Below are 26,307 nucleotides of genomic sequence, written 5' to 3'. Positions count from 1 at the left end.
GAACCGAGGTTCTCTATTTTTTTTATGTGCGCTAAGTCCACACCTTTTGTTTGCAAAAAAACTAACCGTCTAGTGGTATTATTTTCAACATTGAGGTAAAAGTTTAAAACAAGCAGCAACAAGTCTAAGTGAATAAGCCCCATACGTATGACTATGGTATACTGGGTTAAAGAGCATTCCTACAGCTAGTAGAAACAACCCTAGTGGACCGAAGAAATTCGTGGGCTAAAACAGCAAATGACCACAGCCAAAAAAGGGTATATGCTACTGCTAAAAATGAGACAAAACGATAGATTTTCAATTACTTATCCCGTATAGTGGATGACAAAATTGGACCTACTTTGACCAACTATAGGACGAAAGCCTTATCTTTGAGTAAGCATTTTAGCAAAAAAGTATGCGTTTGAAAAGAAAACATAAGATCATTTTGTTTGTCCTCGCCTTAGGAATCGTACTATACTGTTCGAGTCAATGGATAATAAACTATTTTTTGGATCAATACTTACCTGAAATTATCAAAGAGAAGAATGATTCGCCTTACGATTTGACCTACCAATCGGTACACTATTCTTTAGCAGAACGCAAATTGACAGTAAAGGGAATTGAGATTCAACCAAAAGCCTCTCAAACTGCGGATTCGATTTCCTACATCAAGGGAACACTCAAACAAATCAACATTCAACAAGTAGCCATTTGGAACTTAATTAAACGGCATAACCTAACGGCTCAATCCATTGCTGTTATCCATCCTGACATTGAGGTATTTCAAACCAAAACCGTTGCGGACACTTTAAAAAAAGATCAACCGCAATTTATAAAATCTATTGACATCCAAGAGATAATTGTAAACCAAGCCCATCTTGCTATTCGCGATGTGGAGCAAGACTTGCGCATACAAGAAATTTACAATTTCAATGCCGAGCTCAAAGGCATTCACATGGGAGTAGAAACACAAGACAAACCCATTCCTTTTACGTATAAAGACTATGTGATGTCTTGTGATTCGATGTACAGCTTAATCAATAACAATCACCGGTTAAAAATAGGAAGTATCCAAATTAATCAAGATCAGATCAACACTTCCAATTTATCGCTTCAACCCCTGCTAGAGCTGAAGGAAAAAAGTGAACTACCACCTCGTCTCCTTTCGATCGAAGCACCTGCTTTGGTATTTAAAGGAACAGACTGGGGATACAAAAATCAAACAGCATTTTATCTACACATTGATTCTATAAAAACACCTGCAGTAAGGATCGCTGTGCAGGAAAATACAGCCTCTCTGCAAAAGCCAAAAGAAAAGACTGTCAAATCACCGAAGCTCTTTCCTTTTGACCTTAGCATCGATAAGATTGCTGTGGATGGAATTCACCTAAACTCACTCGAACAATGGATAGTTGAGCAAGGCGGACTCGTGTTACACCGGATCAAAAATCAAGCACAAGATCGACTTCACGTGGGTGGCATTCACATCCATACTCCTAAGATTCGACAGCAACAGCATAATAAACCTCAAACAAAAACGCCAAAACAAGTTATTCACTTTGACGATTTAGTTCAAATTGACACGTTGGCCATTCATCAAGGTAGTTTTACCGCTACAAAGGGAAAGAGCAACGCTCACCTACTCCAAACAAAGGCGATCGATGCCTTGGTCGAAGACATACGCATTGACGCACATACACTAACACAGACCATTCCTTTTGCCTACCGCGACCTATCGTTTTCATCCGAAGAGCTTCAATGGAATACAGGGCGATTCTACGACCTCAAAATTGGAAAAATCCAAGGGAAAAACACCAACTTAACGTGTAGTGATTTTGAACTTATGCCGAAATACGGCCGCAAGAAAATGGTGAGCATGTTCAAATACGCCGATGATATCTTTACCATAAAAACCAAATCTATTGTCTTAGACAACTACAACTGGGGCTTTGACAAGCAAGATGTTTTATTTGTTAAAGCAGATAAAATCCGTTTTGATCAGGTTCAAGCCAATATTTTTCGCGATAAAACGCCTGAATTTAATATGAGTATCAAGCCGTTATTCAGCAAGAAATTACGAGAAATCCCCTTTACACTTGCCGTACAAAAAGTTCAAATAGCCAATTCTACTTTGGAATATGAAGAATACGATCAAAAGGCAGTTGCTCCAGGCAAGTTGACTTTTGGTAGTTTTAATGCTGTCATCCAAAATGTGTACAGTGGATATCAACAGACGAAACTACCTACCACAACAATTGCTGTAGATGCGCGTTTTATGAATGCGGCTCCTCTGCATGTAGATTGGTCCTTCAATATTTTAAATCGAAGCGATGCTTTTCACATTAGCGGAACCATACAAAACTTCCCTGCTGATGCGATGCAACCCTTTCTACAACCTTATGTAAAAGCCTCTACCGAAGGAAAATTAGACCTCGTGAAGTTCAATTTTTCAGGCAATAACAAAGTAGCAACAGGAACATTTGCCATGAATTACCACGATTTAAAAGTTAATTTATATCGCAAAAATGGCGAAAAGAAGAGAAAAATTCTCTCCAAAGTCGGCAATTGGTTTATCCACAAAAATTCCGCAGGAGAACTTAAACAAGTTGAGATAAAAAAGGTAAATCGAATAGAAGAAAAGTCTTTTTTCAATTACCTTTGGCTATGTATTTTACAAGGCCTAAAACAAACCATTTTATAACACACGCACCTATGAAAACAGTATTTATCACAGGAGCTTCTTCAGGAATTGGACAAGCGACAGCCAAAGCATTAGCACCCAATCACCGTTTAATCCTGTGTGGAAGAAGAAAAGAGCGTTTAGAAGCCTTAGCACAAGAGCTTCAACCAATAACAGAAACGCATATTCTTACCTTTGATGTTCGCAATAAAACAGAAGTATTTCAAGCTGTAGACGCTTTACCCGATGCATGGAAAAAAATCGATGTTCTAATTAACAACGCTGGAAATGCTCATGGATTATCTTCCTTTCAAGACGCAGACATAGAAGATTTAGAAGCGATGATCGACATCAACGTAAAAGGGTTAATCTATGTAACTAAAGCCGTTTTACCTTTATTACTCGCACATAAGGAAGGTGGACATATTGTCAATCTTTCTTCAATTGCAGGCAAAGAAACCTATGCCAATGGAGCCGTTTACTGTGCTTCTAAAGCGGCCGTTGAATCTATTTCTGCAGGACTGCGCATAGATCTAAATGCGAAGGGCATCAAAGTAACCAATGTAGCTCCAGGAGCTGTAGAAACTGAATTTTCTATGATCCGCTTTAAAGGAGATCAATCCAAAGCAGAGCAAGTGTACAAGGGATATCAACCGTTACAAGCCACCGATATTGCCCAAGCCATCGCTTACGCAGTGAACCAACCCGAACACGTACAACTCGCTGATATGACCATCTTCCCAAAAGCTCAAGCAAGTGGAACGACATTCAACAGAAAGTGAGACTAGTGTAATTAGCGTTAAATTCTACATTTTATGAAACACTTCCTTGCAATTAGTCTGTGTATCGGACTTCATTGCGCCTCTAGTTTATCTCTTCAAGCCAGTGAAGCTAAATCCGCTTGGAAAGACAATCTAATTCCCTTAATGGAAACCTTGTCTGACACCGTCTTTATCGACCTAAAAAATGACCCAGACTTTAAATTTGCCAATAATTTACGCTGGTTTCAAGATCCTGAACGCTCGCTTTTTGGCATCAAAACCAATACAGGTAAACTGTATATCGAACCTTTATTCCACCAAATCGAATCCTTTGTTGACAATATCTCTATCGTAACATTTGAAGATTTCCAAGGAGCGATTAACAATAAAGGTGAAATTGTCATTCCCTATATATACGAAGAGCTACAAACTAGTAGCGAAGATCGCATTGCCTATTATGAAGGAGGGTTATGGGGGTTCTTCTCTACCACTGGAGATAAAGTAATCCCAGCAACCTATGAATTTGTAGGTAGTTTTTCGGAAGGGTTAGCCCTTGCTTCGAAAGACAATCTTTTTGGTTACATCAATCAACAAGGAAAAGTAATCATCCCTTTTCAATATGAATACGCCAGTAACTTTGAAAATGGTCAAGCACAAGTTGAAGTAAAATTCCGCGCCTTTACCATTAATAAAAAAGGAATGAAAATTAGTGATTAGTGAGTGGTGAATGGTGAATGGTGAGTGGTGAGTGGTGAATGGTGAATGGTGATTAGTGAGTGGTGAGTGGTAAATGGTGAATGGTGAGTGGTGGGTGGTGGAGCTCGCACTTATGGATAAAATAGGAAATGGGAGAAGGGAAATTAGAACAGCCTTTACGTGCTTCGTTCTTCTTTCTCTTCTCCCATTTCCATTAAACAACTAACCAAAACATTCGTCTAGATTATAGTCCATCGAACTTTATTCCTAGTGTAAACCATCTACCGGGCATAGGTACTGCTCCTGCTTCGATATAGGTGGTGTCAAATATATTTTGAGCATCTACATAAAATTTCACCTTTTCCAAGGCGTAATTTAGACGAATATCTGTAATCCAATAACTTTTATAAGTCAATCGTTCATTAAAGCGATTGGCTAGGGTCACACTAAATGCATTATGCGTATAGTTTACCGTTCCTACCACTTGGTGTTTCAAGCTTTCTAAGGAATATTTCGACAGCATCCCCTGGGTTTTATTCTCAATAGTTGGTGACAAATACGTATAAGAAAGTCCTAAGTTCCAACGTGAATTATCGGTACCAAGGTGATAGCGAACCGCTGTATTCAATCCTTTGGTTTTATTTTTTGAAGCGTTATAAGGTTGGTATGGTTGATTGACATCTACGCGAATCCAATCCACGAAATCATCAATATCGCGATAGAACACGAAGGCTTCTGCTTGAAACCTATTTTTTCTATATTTCCCTCCTACCTCAACTTGATAGGCCTTCTCAGGAATTAAATCAGGATTTCCAATATTTCCGGGGCGTTGATCCAAATACAAATCCGTAAAAGACGGAATTCTACTTGCTGTTCCTGCGTTAAATGTCGCTTGCCAATGAGGGTTGAATTGATAACTCGCATCAATACCTGGGAAAACTTCCCATCCATATTGGGTATTATAATTTACATAAGCGCCAAGATTTACATCTAATTTATCAAACCATTCGCGTTGAAAAGCAGCAAAAAAACCATAGTTGCTCTTGCTGTGATCTCCAATATTGGTAGAATTGATTTCTTCATAGCGCATTTCCCCTCCAAAGGTATAATTCCCGTAATCTGCACGATACTCACCATTGACATTTGAAGTGATGGCATGCGTATAGTGTCTACTTCTTGCCACGTCCAGTTTATTGCGGAAATAGCGATAATCGTCAAAATTATAACGGTAGGCAAGACTTGGCATCAAGGTAAAACGATCCGATAAATAATGACGAGAACTCACATTAAACATCGTTGTACTGACAATTTCTTGGGATTCTTTATCTCCAGGTGAGGCGTAAAAACCATTAGCTCCAAACGAGCTATTGGCATGTCCGGCCAAAATCATCAGCGTATTATTCTCATTGGGTACAATATTTCCTTGATAGAAAATTTTGTTGTTGTGATACGCTGTGTTGTAGCGGTAGCCATTTCCAGAGTCATGGCTTCCAAATAACAAGTGGTTGTCTTTGGCGCGAACTAGTGTTCCTCCCAATTGAATCCCGCGGTTGTTATACGTTTCGCCATGGTCGTCCTCTTTGTCTTTTTTAAAACTCGTACCCCCATAAACCGCGGCAAACACTCCATCCTTCTTTGGGTTTTTCGTCACAATATTCACCACACCCGTTAAGCTATTCACACCATACAATCGCGCAGAAGGCCCGCGAACAATCTCGATGCGTTCGACTGCTTCCAACGGAATGGGAATATTCAGTGAATTATGCCCCGTTTGAGGATCCGAAATCTTTTGTCCATTTAACAACAGAACATTTTGTTCGAAACTACCTCCGTCAATACTCAAATCTGCCTGTGTTCCATTTGGTCCACGTTGTCTCAAATCAACCCCTGCTACAAAACTCAACAGCTCATGTACGGAATTTACGGGCAATTGTTGAATTTGTTCTTGTCCCACAATCGCTATATTTCTATTTTTCAAAGTACTTGGAAGCTGTAATCGCTGATTGTATATTACAATTTCATCCATTTCATCTTCAACGGTAGTACTACTTTTTTCTTGTGCATGCCCTGCAACTGACAAAAAGCCACACAACAAAAGGGATACATAATAGTTTCGTTTCATAAAATAATTGAGCTACTAAATTCGTTTTTCATTTGTACGAGGCAAAAGTAGCGGAGCCCCTTTTTCTTTTTCTAGTCCAGTTTAAATATAACAACTCCTCCGGTTTTTTTAATCACAAAATTTCAAATTATTCTTCTCATTTTATGAGTAATACAAAAAAATCAAATACACTATCCCCTTACCATATTAATTATTTTCATTATTTTTGACATATAAAATTGCTATATGATAAAAAAGATGCTACTTCCAGCAGTATTGTTAACCTGCGCGCTCTCCTCTTGCAACGAGAGAAGCAAACAGGCAATGCGAGTCATTTACGGTGAACACCCTGAGGTCGAAGCCCTACTTGAAGTGCCCAATATTCAATTTGATTCCTTGCAAACAAGTGGACTCAAAGAAGAAGTGCAGTTGTTTTACAAGAATAACAACTACCATTTGGGCTGGTTTAACGAGCTAAATAGACAACAGCTCTTGGAAAGTCTCAACGAACTTAAATTGGACGGAATCAAAGTTTCAGCGAAGGAGTTACACAAACTTTCCGATTATGACTCTTCCTATGACACCCTTGAAGAAGAGGAAAAAATTAAAGCTGATTTTCTATTTTCCACAATGTATGTCAATACCTTAGACAACCTTTACAACGGGAGTGTGAGGGCCAAGCGAATCTACGGTGACTGGGAAATCACTCCAAAACCCTTAAACACAAGTGCGACCTTATTATTGGCGTTAGAGCACAAAAACATTACGCTTACCTACGACAGTATTCGCACTAAACAGCCTGTTTACACCAATTTGCGAAACAAGTTATCCTCCTACTATGCCTTGGAAAAAGACAGTTTAAAACCATTTAAACAAGCTAAAATAAACGATACTATTCCCGAATTAGTCGCCCTGAAAAAACACTTGATCTTTTTAAATCAATTGGCGGATAGTATAGAGTCCAACGCCATCTATACTTCAACAACGGCACAGTCGATCAAAGCGTTTCAAAAGAAGAAAAAATTAAACGCAACAGGCTACTCAGATGCTAAAACCATCGCGGCAATCTTACAAGATGAAAATACGCTTAAAGAAAAACTAATTGTCAATTTAGAGCGATGGAGATGGTTTCCACGTGAGTTTTCCAACAATTATATCTTAGTGAATATTCCAGCCTTTAGCTTAGTTTCCGTTTCCAAACAAGATACGATTCAGCAACACAAAGTAGTGGTTGGCACTTCGGCTCGAAAAACGCCAATCTTGAGCTCCACCTTAACCACAGTAGTGCTAAACCCCACTTGGACTGTACCGCCAACCATAAAAAAGAATGATCTTGTACCCAAGGCAACAAACGATCTCTCCTATTTTTCGAGACTTAATTTTACCATTTACGACGGACAAGGAAAAGTGGTAAGTCCAGAAAACTGGGATGCAACGAAGGGAACTTCCTATCGCTATGTACAAAAAGGAGGTCCTGGCAATACACTCGGTCGCGTAAAATTCATGTTCAACAACAACCATGCAGTTTACCTACACGACACACCGAGCCAATGGGGATTTGCGCGCAATAACAGAAACTTGAGTTCAGGTTGTGTTCGCGTTCAGGATCCTTTTGATTTAACTGCTTATATTTTTGCTCAGGCTGAAAAGAACCTCAGCAAAGAAGACATTGATAAAATCATCGCGTCTCACGAAACCAAAAGCATATCCGTTAGCAACAATCCCATTGATGTTCACTTATTGTATTGGACCGTGCAAATTGATTCAAGCGGAGTCATTACGTATTTCAAAGACATCTACAACTACGACGATGAATTGTACAAACGATTGCAATAAAAAGTCAAAACTCAATAAAAAAAAACAGTTGATCAATTCGTTGACTCAACTGTTTTTTTTTATACTATAACACCAACGGCCTATTCCTCAAATTTAAACGTAGCTGCTGTTGCTACAAAATTGCGCTTTCCATTCGCTTGTTGAGGGTCTTCAAAGCTCAAAAAGGCCTCAACCTTTCCGTTGAGAACATCAATAACCTGACTCACTGTAAAACCATCTGATTCAATCCAACTCAGAAAAAATATATGGTCATTGATTCGCTTATAGCTAACTGTTTCCTCCCCTTCAGCAACTTTTCCTTCTTTGGTTACTGTTTTCCAATGCAAGCGGTTTTCAGACTCATAAGTCATATAAGCCGTAAAATCAGGATAGGTTAAAATCCCTTTCTTCCCAATTATCTCGGAAACACTGTCAGTCGGGGCTTTGACTTCTTTTGATACTGCGCCCGTTGTTGAGTCTTGTTTTTGTGAACAAGAGAACATCGCCATGGGTAACATGGCACATAATACACCTATTTTCATCATCTTCATTTTGTATTATACATTTAACTATTTAGACTATTTCCATAAAAGTACGACTTAATCACTTTTTTCCTTTTCCTTTTTTTTGTCGAACACTAAAAAAAAATGCCTGTCAAGGATAAACATTGACAGGCATTTTTTCTCTATTTCTAGGTAAGAGCTAGATTAAAAACTTTGATCGTTTTAAATAATCTTGTTGAGAAGAATAGATGAATAAACACGATTCATCTTTGATCAATTCAATTAATTCTTTATTTACTTCATTGGGAACAGCAGGACAACCATAGCTTCTACCCAATCTACCTTGTTTTAAGGCCAAAGAAGGCGAAGCATAATCTGCACCATGCACAACAATAGCACGCGTTCTTGCATTGTCGTTGATTCCTTTTTCCAATCCATCTAAACGCAGGGAGAATCCATTAATTCCTTGGTAGGTTTCCCCTGTTTTATAAAATCCTAAACTGCTCATATGCGAATTAATGCGATTAGAAAAGGCTGTTGCAAATTCATCTCCTGTACGCTTTCCATGGGCAACTACCGATTCTAAAACAACGGCATTTTCCTCCATATCAATCACCCATAAACGCTTTTGCGTAGAAGAAACACTAAAGTCAACGATGGTAAGTTTATTGTTTTTTAAAATCCCTTCTTCTTCCATTTTGTAATAGCCCTTTAAAGCCATTGTAAATACTTTTTCTGAAGGCGCATTAAACTCATTCAAATCCAACGTCTGGAACAACGCATTTGCCTTCAACGCAAATCGCTCTTCTGCCGTTAGTTCAACTTTTTCTATATGTGCTACTTCTTCTGTTTTATCTGTTTCATCCGGTGTATCAGCGTCTAACTGAAGGGATGGAATCTCAAATTGTATTGAATTTTTTGCAATACCTGCACCAACTAATACCAAAGCTATTGAAGCCACTATCCACTGCTTATAATTCATGATTCAGATTTTTCTAAAGGGATTATTTATAATTTCAAAGTCGTAAAAATAAAAAAATATTTCTACCAAACAAATGATAATCATAGAAGTAAGCAAATAATTGTGTTTTTTTTAATGAGAGCTTTTGATTTGTAAAAGTTTTTTTTCAAAAAAGTGACAATTTGCAAACATCACCGATCATACAGCTGAGTCCCATACTGTTGAGAAAATAAAATGCAGGAATCTACCCTAGAACGATAGGTGTTCAAAATACAATCTGTAAATTTGTCTATTGATTGGAATCAAACTACTAAAAATACAACTATGAATAAAAAAGTAATCTTAATGATACTCGATGGCTGGGGAAAAACACAAGACCCGAAAGTTTCAGCCATTGCACATGCTCATACACCTTTCATTGATCGCTTATACAGCCAATATCCCAATACGTATGTATTGACAGATGGGTTAAATGTAGGCCTTCCCGAAGGACAGATGGGAAATTCGGAAGTAGGCCACATGAACTTAGGTGCTGGTCGTATCGTCTACCAAGATTTAGTAAAAATCAACATGGCAGTTGAAAATAAAACAATTGCACAAGAACCCGAATTACAAGCTGCTTTTGCATATGCCAAAGCCAACAATAAAAAAGTGCACTTCTTAGGTTTGTTATCTGATGGTGGTGTACACTCCCATGAGAAGCATTTATACGGACTAGTTGAAGCTGCAGTAGACTATGGCTTACAAGATTTGTTTGTTCACGCCTTTACGGATGGACGCGATGTAGACCCTAAATCTGGAGTCAAACACCTAGCTAACTTAATGGATCACTTGGCGTATTCACCAGCAAAACTCGCTTCTGTTATCGGTCGTTATTATGCGATGGATCGCGATAAACGATGGGAACGAGTAGCCAAAGCCTACCATCTCTTAGTAGAAGGCAAAGGAATCCACGCTACAGATGCTGTGAAAACTGTAGAAGCAAGTTATGCCAACGGCATTACCGATGAGTTTATCGAACCGATTGTTATGGTGGATCAAGACAGCCACCCCATTGCGACAATCGCCCCAGATGACGTAGTAATTTTCTTCAACTTCCGCACAGACCGCGGTCGTGAGTTAACACAAGTGCTCTCACAAGAAAATTATCCAGAACACCACATGAAAGCCTTGCCGTTGTATTTCGTGACGTTAACCAACTACGACGATACTTATAAAAACGTACATGTAGTATACGATAAAGAGAATTTACACCAAACCCTTGGCGAAATCATCTCCAAAAATGGCAAGAAGCAAATTCGAATTGCGGAAACAGAAAAATACCCACACGTGACATTCTTCTTCTCTGGTGGAAGAGAATTTCCTTTTGAAGGCGAACAACGCATCCTTTGTCCTTCTCCTAAAGTGGCGACCTACGACTTACAACCGGAGATGAGTGCCTTTGATTTAAAAGACGCCTTACTTCCAGAGTTGCAAAAAGGCGAAGTGGACTTCGTATGTCTAAACTTTGCCAATGGCGATATGGTTGGACATACTGGCGTTATGGAAGCAGCAATCAAAGCTTGTGAAGCAGTGGATCAATGTGTCAAAGAAGTCATCGAAGCTGCTTTGGCCAATGATTATACCACCATCGTATTAGCCGATCACGGAAACTGTGAAACCATGCTCAATGAAGATGGAACACCCAATACGGCTCATACCACAAACCCAGTGCCAATCATCTTAGTAGACAAAGATATTAAAACCATCAATCACGGTATTTTAGGTGATATTGCTCCAACTATTCTAAAGTTGATGGGCTTGCCACAACCTGAAGAGATGACCAGACATTCGTTAGTATAAACAACGATTACCGTGCGAAAGTGAGATGAGTTTTCTTTGGAGTGAGTCCATTGTGACTCCATAGTGAGTCCATAGTGACACTATTAAATCAAGCCCTTCCTATAGACACACAATGGACGCAGTATGCTTACATTATACTGACATTAAAACGATAAAATAAAGGTTGTCCGAAAAAGACAGCCTTTATTTTTCTATATTCGTCTACTTACTAACCGTCTAAAAGACAAACCATGGCAAAATCACTCGCGCTTTTATCCTTATTTCTTTTGTGTACCTCTTGTATACAAATTGCTGGACTTACCAGCGACTATAAAAAATTAGATCCAACAGCTCACTCCCATATCAGTCCCTATGAAGTTGGAAAAGATACCCTTCCCAATCATTTTTATACCATCACGGGAGAACAAATTCGCCAACAGTTTGAACAACAAGACAAAGTATTGGTCTATCTATTTGCCAATGGTTGTAGTGGGCCTACCTGTTATCCCTTAGCCACGTTCAAACGATGGGCAGACGAAAATGGATATAAGCTCTATTTTGTCACTACGAGTTATTATAATCTGGGAGCTACCTATATCCAACAGGTGAATACGCCTTTGTATATTGTCAACCACAAAGCCTATAATTCCAACATGTATGGAAAATACAACAAGCGTTTCCGCCTAGATTTACTTCAAAATGAAGCAGATGCACAAGCCCTAGTCAAAGGAGACTATGCGAGTCTATACGCCTTTGAAAAGGGAAAACTCACCCAACACACTAATGACTTATTACTGCTAAAACCTCCATTCGTCCAACAGTAACGATTTAAAGTACTTTTCTGCTCTATTTTAATTGTTTTTCTTTATCTATTTATCAGGTTATACAATGCCATCCCTGAGTATAACAATGATTCTCCACGTATCTTTACTTTAAACAAAAACAAAGAGACTTATGAAAATACTAGACTTACAATTAGAAGCAAATAACGTAGATACAATCCTTGAATTTTACGGTGAAACCCTAGGTTTAGAAATTGTAAAACAAACCACAGAAGAGATTCGTTTTCAAGCGGGTGATACCCAACTGACGTTTAGTGCCAAACCAACAACGAAAGCCCAATATCACTTTGCCTTCAATATTGCGACCAATCACTTAAGCCAAGCCATTGAATGGGCACAAGCAGCGGGTATTCCACTACTTCCTTCGCCTAAAGACGAAACAATTACCTATTTTGATACTTGGAAGGCGCAATCCATCTATTTCTGGGATAAAAATGGAAACTTGTTGGAGTTTATTGCACGAGAAGATACACAAGTCCAAAAATCAGTTCCCTTTTCACCTAAAGAAATGTTGAACATTAGCGAAATTGGATTAATTACGAAAAAGCCAATCGCCACTGGTGAAGCGATTCAACAACAAATAGGGGTGGATTTCTTTTCCAAAGCCACACCCTTAGCTGAATTTTGCGCTTTAGGAGATGACGATGGTTTGTTAATCCTCGTTACCCCAAACAGAACGTGGTACCCTACGGATGTTTTAGCCCAACGAAGCCCCGCTACGATTCAAGTAGAAGTGGAAGGAGAGATTCATAGCATTCAAACCTTAGACTGGGCGTAATCCAAAGATTTTGTTGCTCAAGAAGATAGAAATCGCGTATTTCTACAAAATCCGTTTTGTTTGATTTTTTAGATTCAGTGGAATAGCGTAATTTTGTCTTTCTTAAATAAATAAAGTATGATCATTCCAAAAACTCTAGAACAAATTGAGTTGATGAGACAAAGTGCCCTTTTAGTTTCTAAAACATTAGGGATGCTTGCAACAGAGCTAAAGCCAGGAGTAACGACTTTAGAATTAGATAAAAAAGCAGAAGAATTCATCAGAGATCACGGTGCAGTACCGGGATTTAAAGGACTATACGGATGCCCATCAAGCATCTTAACCAGCGTGAATGAGCAAATTGTTCACGGATTACCTACAGACAAACCTATCGTTGAAGGTGACATCGTTTCAATTGACTGTGGTACCATTATGAATGGCTACTACGGGGATCACGCCTATACTTTTGAAGTAGGAGAAGTGGCACCAGAAACAAAGCGTTTATTGCAAATCACTAAAGAATCGCTATACGTAGGGATTCGCGAATTCAAATTAGGAAATCGCGTAGAAGATGTGGGAAGTGCGATTCAACGTTACTGTGAAAAAGAAGGTTATACGGTTGTTCGCGAATTAGTTGGACACGGATTAGGTACTAAAATGCACGAAGCTCCTGAAATGCCAAACTACGGTAAACCAGGAAGAGGAAAAAAATTCGTTGAAGGTATGGTGGTAGCTATCGAACCTATGATTAATCTGGGAACGAGAAACATCAAACAGCTAAATGATGGATGGACTATCGTTACCCGTGACGGAAAGCCATCGGCTCACTTTGAGCACGATGTAGCCCTTGTAAACGGTAAACCCGAATTACTTTCTACCTTCCAATACATTTACCAAGCCTTGGGTATCCAAAGCAACGAAGAAGATGAGTTTAGAGCTAATCCTTTAGTTTTATAATTCATTTCTGCTAATGAAGAAACTTTTCAAAACAATACTGAACATTATACCTCGACCGATTTTAATTCGGTTGAGTTATGTTGTTCGACCTATTTTTGCTTGGTACCTCAAGGGTGATCGCTATACAGATCCAATTGACGGCAAGAGTTTTAAGAGTTTTCTTCCCTATGGTTATGCGACTCAGCGGAACAATGTATTATCACCTAGCACCTTATCACTAGAACGTCACCGTTTGTTGTGGTTGTATCTACAGCGGGAAACCAATTTTTTCACGGCCCCTCATCAGGTCTTACACTTTGCTCCTGAACAAGCTTTTTACAAGCGCTTCAAAAAACAAGCAAATTTAACCTATACCACAACCGATTTAGAATCGCCTTTGGCAGACGTCAAAGCAGATATCTGTAACCTTCCGTTTGCCGACCATTCCTTTGATATCATTTTGTGCAACCACGTCTTGGAACACATCCCTGATGATACCAAAGCCATGCAAGAGCTTTACCGCATCCTCAAACCAGGAGGAATGGGTATTTTTCAGGTGCCTCAAGACTTAAATCGCACCTTGACTTTCCAAGATGACAGTATTACTGACCCTAAAGAACGCACGCGAATTTTTGGTCAATATGACCATGTGCGCGTATATGGTTTGGACTATTTTGACAAATTGCGCAACATTGGTTTTACTGTAGTCGAAGAAGATTATACCCAAAAACTATCGCCTGAGGAAATAGATCGCTATTGCTTAGCCCCAGGAGAGATTATCCCCATTTGTTTTAAAGCAGACTAAGCCTTCCTTTTTCATTCTATCTGTTTTGCGTATCTTCGTACAGCTATATTATTAGTTTACTTAGATAACGATGATCACGACCGTACTTTTTGACATGGATGGCGTTTTAATTGACTCCGAAAAATTTTGGCAACAAGCAGAAAAAGAAGTTTTTACTGCTGTAGGTTGTCGATGGAGTGAGGAAATTGCCCATCAAACTACAGGACAGACCACCCGAGCAGTCACAGCACTTTGGTACCAATTATTCCCGTGGGAAGGCAAAACACTAGCGGAAGTTGAACAAGCAGTTATTGACCGCGTGGATGAGTTAATTCGCCAAGAAGGAGAAATCAAAGTCGGCGTACGCGATACCTTGCGCTTTTTGAAAGCCGAAGGTATTAAGATCGGCTTAGCAACGAATTCAACACCATCGTTGATTCAGACAGTACTCACGCGATTGGATATCGCCTCTTTTTTTCAAACCACGGTGTCCGCATTGGATGTACCTCAGGGCAAACCTCAACCCGATGTTTACCTAAGAGCCGCTGCAAACCTAAACAGTAAACCCCATCAGTGTTTGGTTGTCGAAGACTCTTTTACAGGAGCAACCGCTGGGAAACGCGCTGAAATGACCGTCTTTGTTGTCCCTGAATCACCGTTTTTCCACGACCCTAAATTTGATTTAGCCGACAGAAAACTTGTTGACTTAAATGAATTTAAAGAAAATTTCTTAGCTTTAAATCACGTAACCCCTTAATCCTGTCATGCTCATGCTAAACAAGAATTGGCTATTCCTTTTATTTTTTTGTACGTCATTGATCTACGCTCAAAAAACACAAGATTTTACAGCTAATTACATTAAGATGACCGCCTTTATCAAAAACGATAGAGCAGAAGTACCTTTCTTTCCTCTAAACGAAAGCTTTTCCATTGAATTTGACGATTTATACGGAGATGAAGGAAACTACTACTATCGCGTACAGGCGTATAATTACGATTGGACTCCGTCACAACTGCGACCGATTGAATATATACAAGGCATGGAAAATCAGCGTATTCAACAGTATGAAAATTCGTTTAATACGCTACAAATGTATAGCCATTACAAATTGACACTGCCGAATTCGGTTTATCGCATTACCAAAAGTGGCAATTACATCTTGGAAATTTACGATGAGGATAACCAAGTCGTAATCCGACGTAAATTTGTCCTCTATGAAAATCAAGTAAGCGTAGCAGCACAAGTGAAACGAATGCGCGACCTTACCTATATCGACACCAAACAAACCTTAGAACTAACGATTAAATTGGGGGAACAACCCTATCAAAATCCAACTTCAACTGTAAAAATAGCCCTATTTCAAAATGGCCGTTGGGATTCCTATATCACCAAAGTTCCTCCACAATACACCATTGGTACAGATTTGATTTACAAATACGACCAAGAAACCAGTTTTTGGGGAGCCAATCAATTTCGTTATTTTGACAATAGCGATTTGAAGCAAACCAATAATATGATTTTTTTTAACGGTAGAGAAAACGACATGTATCGCACGAATCTATATCCAATTACGGGTTGGTTAGACAAAAAATATTCCTATTATCCCGATATTAACGGATCGTTTAAAGTGCGCAACATATACGGTAAAAATGCAAATATCGAAGCCGAATACAGCTGGGTATACTTTGTTTTTCAACCGATTTCTGAAGACAAAGACCTGGCGTATTACATCACGGGAATGTTCAACAATTACGAGTTAACCCCAGAACATTTGTTGGAATACAACGCGGAAACCGATCGTTTTGAAAAGGCGATTCTCATTAAGCAAGGGTTTACCAACTACAATATTACAGCTGTTAAAAATGGCAAAGTCAGCACAGAACACAATCCAGATGGCAATCAGGCCTTAACCACAAATAAATATCAAGTTTTAGTATATTACAGAGGAGGGAATGATTTATATGATCGCGTGATTGGTTTTGCAGAAGCAAATGCTGAACAAATAACGTATTAAAAACAAAAAGCTAGTATTATGGTATCAAAGCAAACCAAAGGAATACAGGTATCTGTAGAAACACTGTATGAAGGTTTTTTTCAGCGAAGCAATAGTATGCAATTTGCTTTTAGTTATGAGATTACCATCGAAAACCAGAGTGATTCGACGATTCAGATTCACTCGCGTCATTGGGAAATATACGATTCCCTTCAAGCCAAAGAAATTGTAGAAGGCTTGGGAGTTGTAGGAGAACAACCCTTTATTTTGCCCAATGAAAAATACACCTATAGCAGTGGTTGTGTATTAACCTCAACTTCAGGAGCTATGCAGGGCTATTACAACGTAATACGCACCGAAGATCAACAGATGATTGCTGTTGAAATCCCCTTTTTTAAGCTCGTTGCTCCTTTTATTTTAAACTAGTGAGTTTAAGTTAAACTAGTGAATGATAACCTGTAATTCGAGTAAAATTAGTTACCTTTGTATTTATATTTTTTAATAAACCCGAAAAAAAGTACATTATGTCAAAAGGATTCTACAAAGTTCCAAGTGCGATTAATGAGCCTGTAAAATCATATGCGCCAGGAACGCAAGAGAGAGAATTGACTTTGAACTCTTTCAAAGAGCAATATAGCCAATTAGTTGATATTCCATTATACATTGGTGGAGAGGAAATCAGAACTGGAAATACAAAAGACTTATTCCCTCCTTTCGATCATAAACATAAATTAGGTGTTTATCACCAAGCGGACAAAGCGCTAGTTGAAAAAGCAATTTCAACTGCCTTAGAAGCAAAAAAGAAATGGGCTGTAATGCCTTGGGAGCACAGAGCTGCTATTTTCTTAAAAGCTGCTGAATTATTAGCTGGTCCTTACCGCGCTAAGATCAACGCCGCTACTATGATCGCTCAAGCAAAAACCCTGCACCAAGCTGAAATTGATTCTGCTTGTGAGTTTATTGATTTCTTGAGATTCAACGTAGAATATATGACGCAAATCTATTCAGAACAGCCTCTATCTGTAGATGGAGTTTGGAATAGACTAGAGCACAGACCTTTAGAAGGATTCGTATATGCTATTACTCCATTTAACTTTACGGCAATTTCTGGAAACTTACCGTCTTCCGTTGCAATGATGGGGAACGTAGTGGTTTGGAAACCTTCTGCTACACAAATTTATTCTGCTAGAGTAATCGTTGAAGTATTCAAATTAGCAGGTTTACCTGACGGTGTAATCAACGTAGTTTACGGAGATTCAGCGATGATTACAGATACGCTATTAGCAAGTCCAGATTTCGCTGGTATCCACTTTACAGGATCTACTGGTGTTTTCAACAGCATGTGGACTAAAATCGGACAAAACATCAACAACTATAAAACCTACCCTAGAATCGTTGGGGAAACAGGTGGAAAAGACTATGTGTTAGCACATCCATCTTCTTGTCCAAAAGAAGTTGCAGTTGCTTTAACAAGAGGAGCTTTCGAATACCAAGGACAAAAATGTTCTGCTGCTTCAAGAGCGTATATCCCTGCTTCTTTATGGTCTCAAGTAAAAGATTATATGGCAGCTGACTTAGCGTCAATCAAAATGGGATCTCCTGAAGATCCGTCTAACTTTGTTTCTTCTGTAATTTCTGAAAGTTCTTTTGACAAATTAGCAAAAGCAATTGAAGCAGCTAAAGCAGCGCCAGATGCAGAAGTAGTATTAGGAGGAAAATACGATAAATCAGTAGGCTACTTTGTAGAGCCAACGGTTATCTTAACTTCTAATCCGAAATACGATACAATGGAAACGGAATTATTCGGTCCTGTATTGACGATTTATGTATATGAAGATGCAAAATGGACAGAAACATTGAAATTAGTAGATGAAACTTCAGCTTATGCCTTAACTGGAGCTATCTTCTCTCAATGTCGTTATGCAATTGCAGAAGCTACAGAAGCACTCGTAAACTCTGCGGGTAACTTCTATATCAACGACAAACCAACAGGGGCTGTTGTAGGTCAACAACCATTTGGTGGAGCAAGAGCTTCTGGTACAAATGACAAAGCAGGTTCTATCTTGAACTTATTGCGTTGGGTATCGCCAAGAACAATTAAAGAAACATTTGTTCCTGCAAAAGACTACAAATATCCTTTCTTAGGATAATTCTTATAAAAGGCGGTTTCAAAAGACCGCCTTTTTCATTCACAATTCAGTGCTTTTTATTGGGATCGAATCAGGTTTATCACATCAATAAACCCTATCACGATTAAGTAAAAAATACTTTTATATTTTGCTTTTATTCTTTTTCAGAAGAAAAAGATCCTTTTTTATTCCTAAAGTACTGGGTTATACTTATGAACAATAAAATATAACTCATGTTTAAAAAATTACTAGAAAAGAAACAACTGGTGATCAATCCACCTGTTTTTACCACCTCCCTATTTTTAATTTTCTTGCTAATTGCGGTCTGTTTACTTTTCCCCAATAAAGTTGGTGATTGGTTCCATATCGGGCAATTGGCCGTTACAGAAAATTTTGGTTGGTTTTTTATTCTTACCGTTAATGTAATTCTCATTTTCGCCTTGTTTTTAGCCTTTGGCAAATACGGCAATATCCGTCTTGGTGGAGATGATGCCGAACCGGAATTCTCTAAACCTTCTTGGTTTGCTATGCTCTTTAGTACGGGTATGGGAATCGGAATCATGTTCTTTAGTATTGGAGAGCCTGTTTCCCATTTTTTCAACCCACCTAGACCAACAGATAGCGATATTGATTCCGCCATCCAAGCAATGGAATTTACCAGCTTACACTGGGGATTACATGCATGGGCCATTTATGCGATCGTCGGATTGGCTTTGGCCTTTTTTAGCTTCAATCGCAAGCTGCCTATGACCTTCCGTTCCCTACTCTATCCTTTCCTAAAAGAAAAAATTCACGGCTGGTGGGGACATACCATTGACATTCTCTCTGCACTAGCTACCGTTTTTGGACTATCTACTTCATTGGGATTGGGAGTAACTCAAATTACAGCTGGATTAGAATACCTCTACGGTTGGGAGATATCTCCCCTCATGCAAGCGGGAATTATCATTGGCGTTATTAGTATTGCAACCATCTCTGTGTTCTCAGGACTTGATAAAGGAGTAAAACTGTTGAGTAATGTCAACATGTACATGGCCTCAGGCTTTATGCTCTTAATCTTCGTTTTGGGTCCAACGCTATTTATCCTAAAAGGCTACGTCCAAAACACAGGATCCTATTTGGCAAATTTCATTGATATCAGTACGTGGAACGATACCTACCAAGGTTCCGGATGGCAAAACATTTGGACGATTTTCTACTGGGCTTGGTGGATCGCATGGTCGCCATTCGTCGGTAGTTTTATTGCCCGTATCTCCAAAGGAAGAACCATAAAGGAGTTTGTCCTAGGGGTGTTAATCGTTCCAGGGCTCATTACCCTGCTTTGGATGAATGTATTCGGAGGCAGTGCACTTCATACCATCTTATCGGGAGATATGACTATGGTACACGCAGTAAAAGAAGATATATCAACCGCCCTATTTGTTTTCTTGGAAAACTTTCCCTTTACTAGCTTTTTGTCTATCGTGGCTATTATCCTTATTTTTTCCTTTTTTATTACTTCCTCAGATTCTGGTTCGTTAGTAATTGATAATATTACTTCAGGAAGTGAAGGAAATACCCCCGTTTGGCAACGCGTATTCTGGTCTTTCTTACAAGGGTTTATCGCCATTGTCCTCCTGTGGGGCGGTGGATTAGACGCCTTGCAAACCGCCGTTATTATTACTGGACTCCCCTTTGCTGTAATCTTACTCCTCATGTGTTACAGCTTGCAAAAAGGATTGCAAGATGAGCTGAATAAAAAGGCAAAACAACTCAAATCTAAAGAGGAAAGAAGTTACAAAGAAATTATTTCGGATCTAATCGAAGAACAGCAAAAATAACAACACATGGAAACTAACAAAGCACTACACATACTCATTGGCTTGGATCTCTCAGAAATGGATCAATACCTCATCCAATACGCCAAAATACTCGATCACATTCTCAACGTAGAAAAAATCACCTTCATTCACAATCTGAAATTAGGCGAACTACCCAAAGAATTAATTCAAAAAGACCAACTTGAACTCATCCAAAAAAGGATAGTGAAAAGAGTGGAAGACCAAATAGCAAGCACGGAAATCACCTATGCGCATGATATTCTAGTAACCGTAGAGAATTATTCAGAAATTGCTTTTACTGCAGTAGCCAAGAAGAGCAACTACGACCTCTTAGTCTTGGGAAATAAACAAAAACTAAACGGTACAGGCGCCTTAGCAAATAAGTTAGTCCGCATCTTACCTGGCGCTACCTTACTCGTTCCCGAGACTTTTCAAGTGCCAATAGAAACGGTCATTGACGCCATTGACTTCTCCCGCTATACGAATTCCATTATGCTTTGGGCAGATCGATTTAAAAACAACTCCAAAGGACAACGCATCAAGCACTCGGCGGTTCATATATCAAAATCGTATTGGAGCTATTTGCCCATGATGACCGAAAAAGAGCTGGACAAAATATCCTTGGAAGACATCAAAGAAAAAGAAGAAAAGTGGAACAAACAATATCCACACTATACCGATATTGAAATTATTCCCGCTAAAAATCAAAATATTTCAGCTGCATTAATCGCTTACGCCAAAAATAAAAAAGCTGATTTAATGATTTTAGGAGTAAAAGGATCTACAGGAATCAAAGATATTATTCTGGGTAGTGTAGCCAATCACTTGCTACACCGACCAACAGATACCTGTTTGTTGTTTGTCAAGCCGATTAAATGAGAAATGCGCGGTGAGATTCGCGCGGTCTGCGCGATGCACGGTTTGTAAGGTGCGCGGTTTGCTCGGTTTGCTCGGTTTGCTCGGTTTGCTCGGTTTGCTCGGTTTGCTCGGTTTGCTCGGTTTGCTCGGTTTGCTCGGTTTGCTCGGTGTGCTCAGTTTGCTCGGTGCGCGGTTTGTGCGGTTTGTACAGTCTCTTCGTTTATAAGATAATTGCGCTTTACAAAGAGGTATTTCTTCAAAAAAACAAAGAGCGAAGTGCAAAGAGCAAAGAGCAAAAAACAAAGAACAAAAAAAAGGTTCGATCTTCATCAAAGACCGAACCTTTTTTTATAGGATAAATCCATCCATCTCCATTTATCCTTTATATTTCAATGGTAAATACACTACCTTCTTCGTCTCAAAGAATTCATCATCAAAAATATGACTCAAGTCAAATTGTACGGCTTTGGGAAAATCTTGTAGTTCTTCCGTTAGGTCACCCCCTTTTAAGTATAAGATTCCATTTTCAAATTCGTGTTTATTTTCCTTTTTCGTTTTGTGTCGAATCCACTTAACAAAATCAGGCATATTAGTAACGGCGCGGCTTACAATAAAATCAAATTTCTCGTCTACTGTTTCGGCTCTTTTTTGTTCAGCTATCACATTTTTAAGTCCCAATGCTTGGACAACTTCATTAACTACGCGAATTTTCTTAGCGATGATGTCAATCAAGTAGAACTTCGTTTCTGGAAACATAATAGCCAATGGAATACCCGGAAAACCACCTCCCGTACCAACGTCCAGCACATGGCTACCTGGAACAAATTCCATCACCTTGGCGATACCTAAAGAATGCAACACATGCTTCACATATAATTCGTGTATATCTTTTCGAGAAATAACGTTAATCTTCGCATTCCATTCGTTATACACCCCTTCCAATTGCTCAAATTGCGAGATCTGTTCTGGAGTTAAATTAGGGAAATATTTTAAAATTTCTTCCATTTCAAAAGTTTTGACAAAAATAGCTTTTTTTCTTGGTAAATACGGCCCCCTTAACGATAATATAGATTTATTATACTTACCTTTGGGTGATACTATTTAAATGTATTTAATACCTATGAAAACTCAAGTTCTATCAGATAGAATCAACAATCTTACAACTTCACAGACTTTAGCGATGGCCGCAAAGGCTCGCGAGCTAAAAGAACAAGGAATAGACATTATCAGCTTGAGTCTTGGTGAACCCGATTTTAATACACCTGACTTTATCAAAGAAGCAGCTATTCAAGCGATCAAAGATAATTATAGTAAATACCCTCCCGTTGAAGGATATTTAGAGCTAAGACAAGCGATCAGCAACAAATTTAAAAGAGATAATAATTTAGCCTATACGCCCAATCAGATTGTCGTATCTACAGGGGCAAAGCAAGCGTTATTCAATGTAGCACAAGCGTTGATCAATCCTGGAGATGAAGTAATCATCCCTGCTCCTTTTTGGGTTAGTTATGCTGAAATTGTAAAAATCGCGGCAGGTGTACCTGTGGAAGTTCCAACGACCATAGACACCGATTTTAAAATTACCCCTCAACAATTACAAGAGGCTATTACACCAAAAACGAAAATGATTTGGTTTAGTTCACCATGTAATCCAAGTGGATCTGTATACAATAAAGCCGAATTAGAAGCTATTGCAGCCGTTCTTGATAAACACCCTTCTATTTACATCCTGTCGGATGAAATTTACGAACACATTAATTTTGGAAGTGCGTATTGCAGTATTGGTTCAATCGGCAATTTAATTGACCGCACCATAACGGTGAACGGTATTTCAAAAGCCTTTGCTATGACGGGTTACCGTATTGGTTATATTGGAGCGCCAGAATTCATTGCCAAAGCATGTGCTAAAATGCAAGGACAAGTGACATCAGGAGCCAATACCATTGCACAACGCGCAACCATCGCTGCTGTAAATGCTGATCCTAGCGTTTTAAAAGACATGGTACAAGCATTTAGAAACCGAAGAGATTTAGTGGTTCAATTGCTAAGAGAAATCCCAGGCGTTAAAGTTAACGTCCCGGATGGAGCCTTCTATCTATTCCCTGATGTATCGTCTTTCTTTGGGAAAACCCTACAAGGTGTAACCATTAACAACGCAGATGATTTATCGATGTATTTACTAGATAAAGCCCATGTTGCAACTGTTACAGGTGATGCATTTGGAAATCCAAACTGTATCCGCCTCTCTTATGCAACAAGCGAAGACCAATTGACAGAAGCCTTAAAGCGAATGAAGCAAGCTTTACAATAAAGCCGAAAAAAATAGAATACAACCAAAGCATCTATACCCTGTATAGGTGCTTTTTTTGTGCAGGTATCAAATAAAAAGTGTATTTTTATCTACTAAACTAATTGTTGTGGATATATTACTAGAAAGCATTGCGAAGCATGTGAACCTAACCGAAATAGAACAAAAAGTGGTGTTGGATTCCTTTGAATCCCATCGATATAGCGCAAAAGAGAAACTCTTGTTAGAAGGAGAAATATGCTATAACTCTACCTTTGTAGTTTCGGGAATATTGCGCAACTACTTTGTTGATGATCAAATTGTTGAACACACCGTTAGCTTTGCTACCAATGGATGGTGGATAGCGGATATGTACAGCTTCCTCTCACAGAAACCAGGCAATTCCTATATTGAAGTCGTGGAAGATGCTATGGTACTCACCTTAACACGAGAACAACAACTCGACCTCTTTGATCAAGTACCCAAAATGGAACGCTACTTTCGCATCTTGATTGAGCGCTCCCTGATCGCCAATCAACAGCGTTTGATGGATAACCTATCTCTAACCGCAGAAGAGCGATACGAACGATTCTGTGAGCGTTTTCCCGAGATCAAACACTGCCTTCCTCAAAAACAAATCGCATCCTATTTGGGAATAACACCCGAATTCTTTAGTAAGCTAAAGAAGCGAATGCTTATGAAGTAGTGTAGCATTTGAAAAGACAAGGTAGTGTAACTCCATTATCTCTTTGTACTTTGCTCTTCGCTCTTCGCTCTTCGCTCTTTGTACTTTGTACTTTGTAAAGTGCAATTATCTTATAAACGAAGAGACTAAACAAACCGCGCACCGAGCAAACCGAGCAAACAGCACAAACCGCACAAACCGCACAAACCGCGCACCGAGCAAACCGCACAAACAGCACAAACCGCACAAACCGCACAAACCGCGCAAACCGCACAGAATTCTATGTTCTTTGTTTCGATCTTCGGTGAATCTTCGCTCTTTGCACTTCGCTCTTTGTACTTTGTAAAGTGCAATTATCTTATAAACGAAGAGACTAAACAAACCGCGCACCGAGCAAACCGAGCAAACCGCACAAACCGAGCACCGCACAAACCGCACAAACCGCACAGATTTCAATGTTCTTTGTTTCGATCTTCGATGAATCTTCACTGGGTTTCGGTTTCCCACCTCCTATTTCTTAACCTACATTAAGCGACTAACCCCTTGATTAGCTGTACATTTGTATAACAAAATTAATTCAGCTATGAACAACTATATTTTATACCCAGCAGATACGAGAGGTCATGCAGACCACGGATGGTTGAAATCACACCATACCTTTAGCTTCGCGAATTACAGAAACAACGACCGTGTACACTTTGGTGTACTGCGTGTATTGAACGATGATTTCGTTGCTCCAGGCATGGGGTTTGGAACGCATCCACACGAGAATATGGAGATTATTTCCATTCCACTCAAAGGAAGCTTAGCCCATAAAGATAGCATGGGACATGGAGAAACCATTCAGGTAAATGAAATCCAAGTTATGAGTGCTGGTACTGGCGTACAACACAGTGAATTTAATCCAAGTGAGACAGAAGCCTCTGAATTCTTACAGATCTGGTTATTCCCCCATACCCTAAACGTTAGCCCGCGATATCAACAACTTCCGTTGGATGTAGCGAATCGCAAAAACAATTGGGATCAGATTTTATCGCCAAATCCCGATGATGCAGGAGCATGGATTCACCAGAATGCTTGGTTTCACCGCGCTGACCTGGACCAAAACAAGGAATTGACATATAACGTAAAAGACAATAGCAACGGCCTTTACCTTTTTGTATTGGAGGGGAGCATTACTGTAAACGAACACAGCCTGAACCGCAGAGATGCCATCGGTATTTGGGATATTGAAAACCTAACCGTACACGCTACAACCGATGCACAACTATTACTCATGGAAGTACCCATGGAATTGCCTAGTTACTTACAATAATTACTAACATAAAACAACAACAAAATGGAAACTAAAAAATGGATAATTGATACGACACACTCCTTAATTGGATTCAAAATCAAACATATGATGTTTACCAATGTAAGAGGTTCATTCCAAGATTATCAAGCCTCATTACAGTTGGCCAATGACAATTTTGAAGAAAGTAGCATTCATTTTGAAGCACAAGCAGCTTCAATTGACACCAACAATACAGATCGCGATAATCACTTGAGAAGCGCGGATTTCTTGGACGTAGAAAAATTCCCTACGCTAACATTTACCTCAACAAAAATTGAGAAAAAAGGAGAAACACACTATAGCGTGGAAGGAACATTAACCATGCATGGGGTAAGCAAGACAATTAAATTAAATGCCGAATACAGTGGTGTTATTATTGACCCTTGGGGAAATGCCAAGGTTGCTTTAGCCCTAACTGGAAAAGTAAACAGAAAAGACTGGAATTTGAACTGGAACACCGCATTGGAAGCTGGTGGACTATTAGTTAGCGAAGAGATTAATTTCGATATCGAAACACAGTTTGTTTTAGCCTAACAGTAAAGCGCTCATTCCAAGGGAT

23 protein-coding genes are annotated in these 26,307 nt (G+C 39.2%); 19 read left to right on the top strand and 4 right to left on the bottom strand.

Translation table 11 applies throughout. The features are described 5' to 3' along the window. The first annotated feature begins 397 nt into the window (after window positions 1-397). The 3 genes from HX062_RS01630 to HX062_RS01620 are packed head-to-tail and all read left to right on the top strand — an operon-like array spanning window position 398 to window position 4,140. The gene (locus tag HX062_RS01630) at window positions 398-2,683 is read left to right on the top strand and encodes a hypothetical protein (protein WP_286466115.1); all 2,286 of its coding nucleotides are present in this window, start codon (window positions 398-400) and stop codon (window positions 2,681-2,683) included. Between the two features lie 11 nt (window positions 2,684-2,694). Then, window positions 2,695-3,444: an SDR family NAD(P)-dependent oxidoreductase gene (locus HX062_RS01625; RefSeq protein WP_286466113.1), complete on the top strand. Its 750-nt coding sequence runs from the start codon at window positions 2,695-2,697 to the stop codon at window positions 3,442-3,444. 33 nt (window positions 3,445-3,477) lie between these two features. After that, entirely contained in the window at window positions 3,478-4,140 is a 663-nt protein-coding gene (locus tag HX062_RS01620) for a WG repeat-containing protein (protein WP_182625465.1), read from the top strand. Between the two features lie 223 nt (window positions 4,141-4,363). Here HX062_RS01620 and HX062_RS01615 read toward each other — a convergent pair whose 3' ends face one another. Continuing rightward, window positions 4,364-6,241, bottom strand: a complete 1,878-nt coding sequence (locus tag HX062_RS01615; protein ID WP_182625464.1) for a TonB-dependent receptor plug domain-containing protein — start codon at window positions 6,239-6,241, stop codon at window positions 4,364-4,366. A gap of 225 nt (window positions 6,242-6,466) precedes the next feature. Between HX062_RS01615 and HX062_RS01610 the strand changes: the two genes are divergently transcribed. Then, entirely contained in the window at window positions 6,467-8,056 is a 1,590-nt protein-coding gene (locus HX062_RS01610) for a L,D-transpeptidase family protein (protein WP_286466111.1), read from the top strand. A gap of 80 nt (window positions 8,057-8,136) precedes the next feature. Here the strand turns inward: HX062_RS01610 and HX062_RS01605 are convergent, their stop codons facing one another. Both HX062_RS01605 and HX062_RS01600 read right to left on the bottom strand, forming a co-directional pair. After that, entirely contained in the window at window positions 8,137-8,580 is a 444-nt protein-coding gene (locus HX062_RS01605; protein ID WP_182625462.1) for a MoaF-related domain-containing protein, read from the bottom strand. Window positions 8,581-8,737: 157 nt separating this feature from the next. Beyond that, window positions 8,738-9,520: a murein L,D-transpeptidase catalytic domain family protein gene (locus HX062_RS01600; protein WP_182625461.1), complete on the bottom strand. Its 783-nt coding sequence runs from the start codon at window positions 9,518-9,520 to the stop codon at window positions 8,738-8,740. Window positions 9,521-9,823: 303 nt separating this feature from the next. Here HX062_RS01600 and gpmI point away from each other — a divergent pair, with 303 nt between their 5' ends. The 11 genes from gpmI to HX062_RS01545 all read left to right on the top strand — a co-directional run bounded on the left by gpmI (window position 9,824) and on the right by HX062_RS01545 (window position 21,461). After that, window positions 9,824-11,341 carry a 2,3-bisphosphoglycerate-independent phosphoglycerate mutase gene (gene gpmI / locus HX062_RS01595; protein ID WP_182625460.1) on the top strand — a complete coding sequence of 506 codons (1,518 nt, stop codon included), beginning with the start codon at window positions 9,824-9,826 and terminating at the stop codon, window positions 11,339-11,341. A 230-nt stretch (window positions 11,342-11,571) separates the two neighbouring features. Further along, window positions 11,572-12,144: a hypothetical protein gene (locus HX062_RS01590; RefSeq protein ID WP_286466109.1), complete on the top strand. Its 573-nt coding sequence runs from the start codon at window positions 11,572-11,574 to the stop codon at window positions 12,142-12,144. Window positions 12,145-12,274: 130 nt separating this feature from the next. Then, window positions 12,275-12,940, top strand: coding sequence for a VOC family protein (locus tag HX062_RS01585; protein WP_286466107.1), 666 nt, complete (start codon window positions 12,275-12,277; stop codon window positions 12,938-12,940). A 117-nt stretch (window positions 12,941-13,057) separates the two neighbouring features. Continuing rightward, entirely contained in the window at window positions 13,058-13,876 is an 819-nt protein-coding gene (gene map / locus HX062_RS01580; RefSeq protein WP_182625457.1) for a type I methionyl aminopeptidase, read from the top strand. A 13-nt stretch (window positions 13,877-13,889) separates the two neighbouring features. Further along, window positions 13,890-14,660: a class I SAM-dependent methyltransferase gene (locus HX062_RS01575; RefSeq protein ID WP_182625456.1), complete on the top strand. Its 771-nt coding sequence runs from the start codon at window positions 13,890-13,892 to the stop codon at window positions 14,658-14,660. 70 nt (window positions 14,661-14,730) lie between these two features. Then, window positions 14,731-15,396, top strand: coding sequence for a hexitol phosphatase HxpB (gene hxpB, locus HX062_RS01570; protein ID WP_286466105.1), 666 nt, complete (start codon window positions 14,731-14,733; stop codon window positions 15,394-15,396). Between the two features lie 13 nt (window positions 15,397-15,409). Next, a complete protein-coding gene (locus tag HX062_RS01565) occupies window positions 15,410-16,654 on the top strand; it encodes a type IX secretion system plug protein (protein ID WP_286466104.1) in 1,245 nt (414 codons plus the stop codon). An 18-nt stretch (window positions 16,655-16,672) separates the two neighbouring features. Then, complete coding sequence (gene apaG, locus HX062_RS01560) at window positions 16,673-17,059, top strand: Co2+/Mg2+ efflux facilitator ApaG/CorD (RefSeq protein ID WP_182625453.1); 387 nt, start codon at window positions 16,673-16,675, stop codon at window positions 17,057-17,059. 98 nt (window positions 17,060-17,157) lie between these two features. Then, window positions 17,158-18,783 carry an L-glutamate gamma-semialdehyde dehydrogenase gene (gene pruA, locus HX062_RS01555; protein WP_182625452.1) on the top strand — a complete coding sequence of 542 codons (1,626 nt, stop codon included), beginning with the start codon at window positions 17,158-17,160 and terminating at the stop codon, window positions 18,781-18,783. 212 nt (window positions 18,784-18,995) lie between these two features. Beyond that, entirely contained in the window at window positions 18,996-20,582 is a 1,587-nt protein-coding gene (tmaT, locus tag HX062_RS01550; RefSeq protein WP_182625451.1) for a trimethylamine transporter TmaT, read from the top strand. Between the two features lie 6 nt (window positions 20,583-20,588). Beyond that, window positions 20,589-21,461, top strand: coding sequence for a universal stress protein (locus HX062_RS01545; protein WP_182625450.1), 873 nt, complete (start codon window positions 20,589-20,591; stop codon window positions 21,459-21,461). A 354-nt stretch (window positions 21,462-21,815) separates the two neighbouring features. On the opposite strand, the gene rsmG is transcribed toward HX062_RS01545, so the two are convergent. Next, window positions 21,816-22,445 carry a 16S rRNA (guanine(527)-N(7))-methyltransferase RsmG gene (gene rsmG, locus HX062_RS01540; protein WP_182625449.1) on the bottom strand — a complete coding sequence of 210 codons (630 nt, stop codon included), beginning with the start codon at window positions 22,443-22,445 and terminating at the stop codon, window positions 21,816-21,818. Window positions 22,446-22,560: 115 nt separating this feature from the next. Here rsmG and HX062_RS01535 point away from each other — a divergent pair, with 115 nt between their 5' ends. The 4 genes from HX062_RS01535 (at window position 22,561) to HX062_RS01520 (ending at window position 26,282) form a co-directional block, all read left to right on the top strand. Beyond that, complete coding sequence (locus HX062_RS01535) at window positions 22,561-23,751, top strand: pyridoxal phosphate-dependent aminotransferase (RefSeq protein WP_182625448.1); 1,191 nt, start codon at window positions 22,561-22,563, stop codon at window positions 23,749-23,751. A gap of 106 nt (window positions 23,752-23,857) precedes the next feature. Beyond that, the gene (locus HX062_RS01530) at window positions 23,858-24,433 is read left to right on the top strand and encodes a Crp/Fnr family transcriptional regulator (protein ID WP_182625447.1); all 576 of its coding nucleotides are present in this window, start codon (window positions 23,858-23,860) and stop codon (window positions 24,431-24,433) included. Between the two features lie 562 nt (window positions 24,434-24,995). Then, window positions 24,996-25,727 (top strand): pirin family protein, encoded by a 732-nt coding sequence (locus tag HX062_RS01525; RefSeq protein ID WP_182625446.1) that lies wholly within the window; start codon window positions 24,996-24,998, stop codon window positions 25,725-25,727. A 24-nt stretch (window positions 25,728-25,751) separates the two neighbouring features. Next, complete coding sequence (locus tag HX062_RS01520; protein WP_182625445.1) at window positions 25,752-26,282, top strand: YceI family protein; 531 nt, start codon at window positions 25,752-25,754, stop codon at window positions 26,280-26,282. Window positions 26,283-26,307: the final 25 nt, after the last annotated feature.

The organism is Myroides sp. DF42-4-2, from assembly GCF_030326445.1.
Lineage (GTDB): Bacteria > Bacteroidota > Bacteroidia > Flavobacteriales > Flavobacteriaceae > Flavobacterium.
Note: the sequence above shows the minus strand (reverse complement) of the source record. Positions and strands in the feature narration are given on the sequence as shown.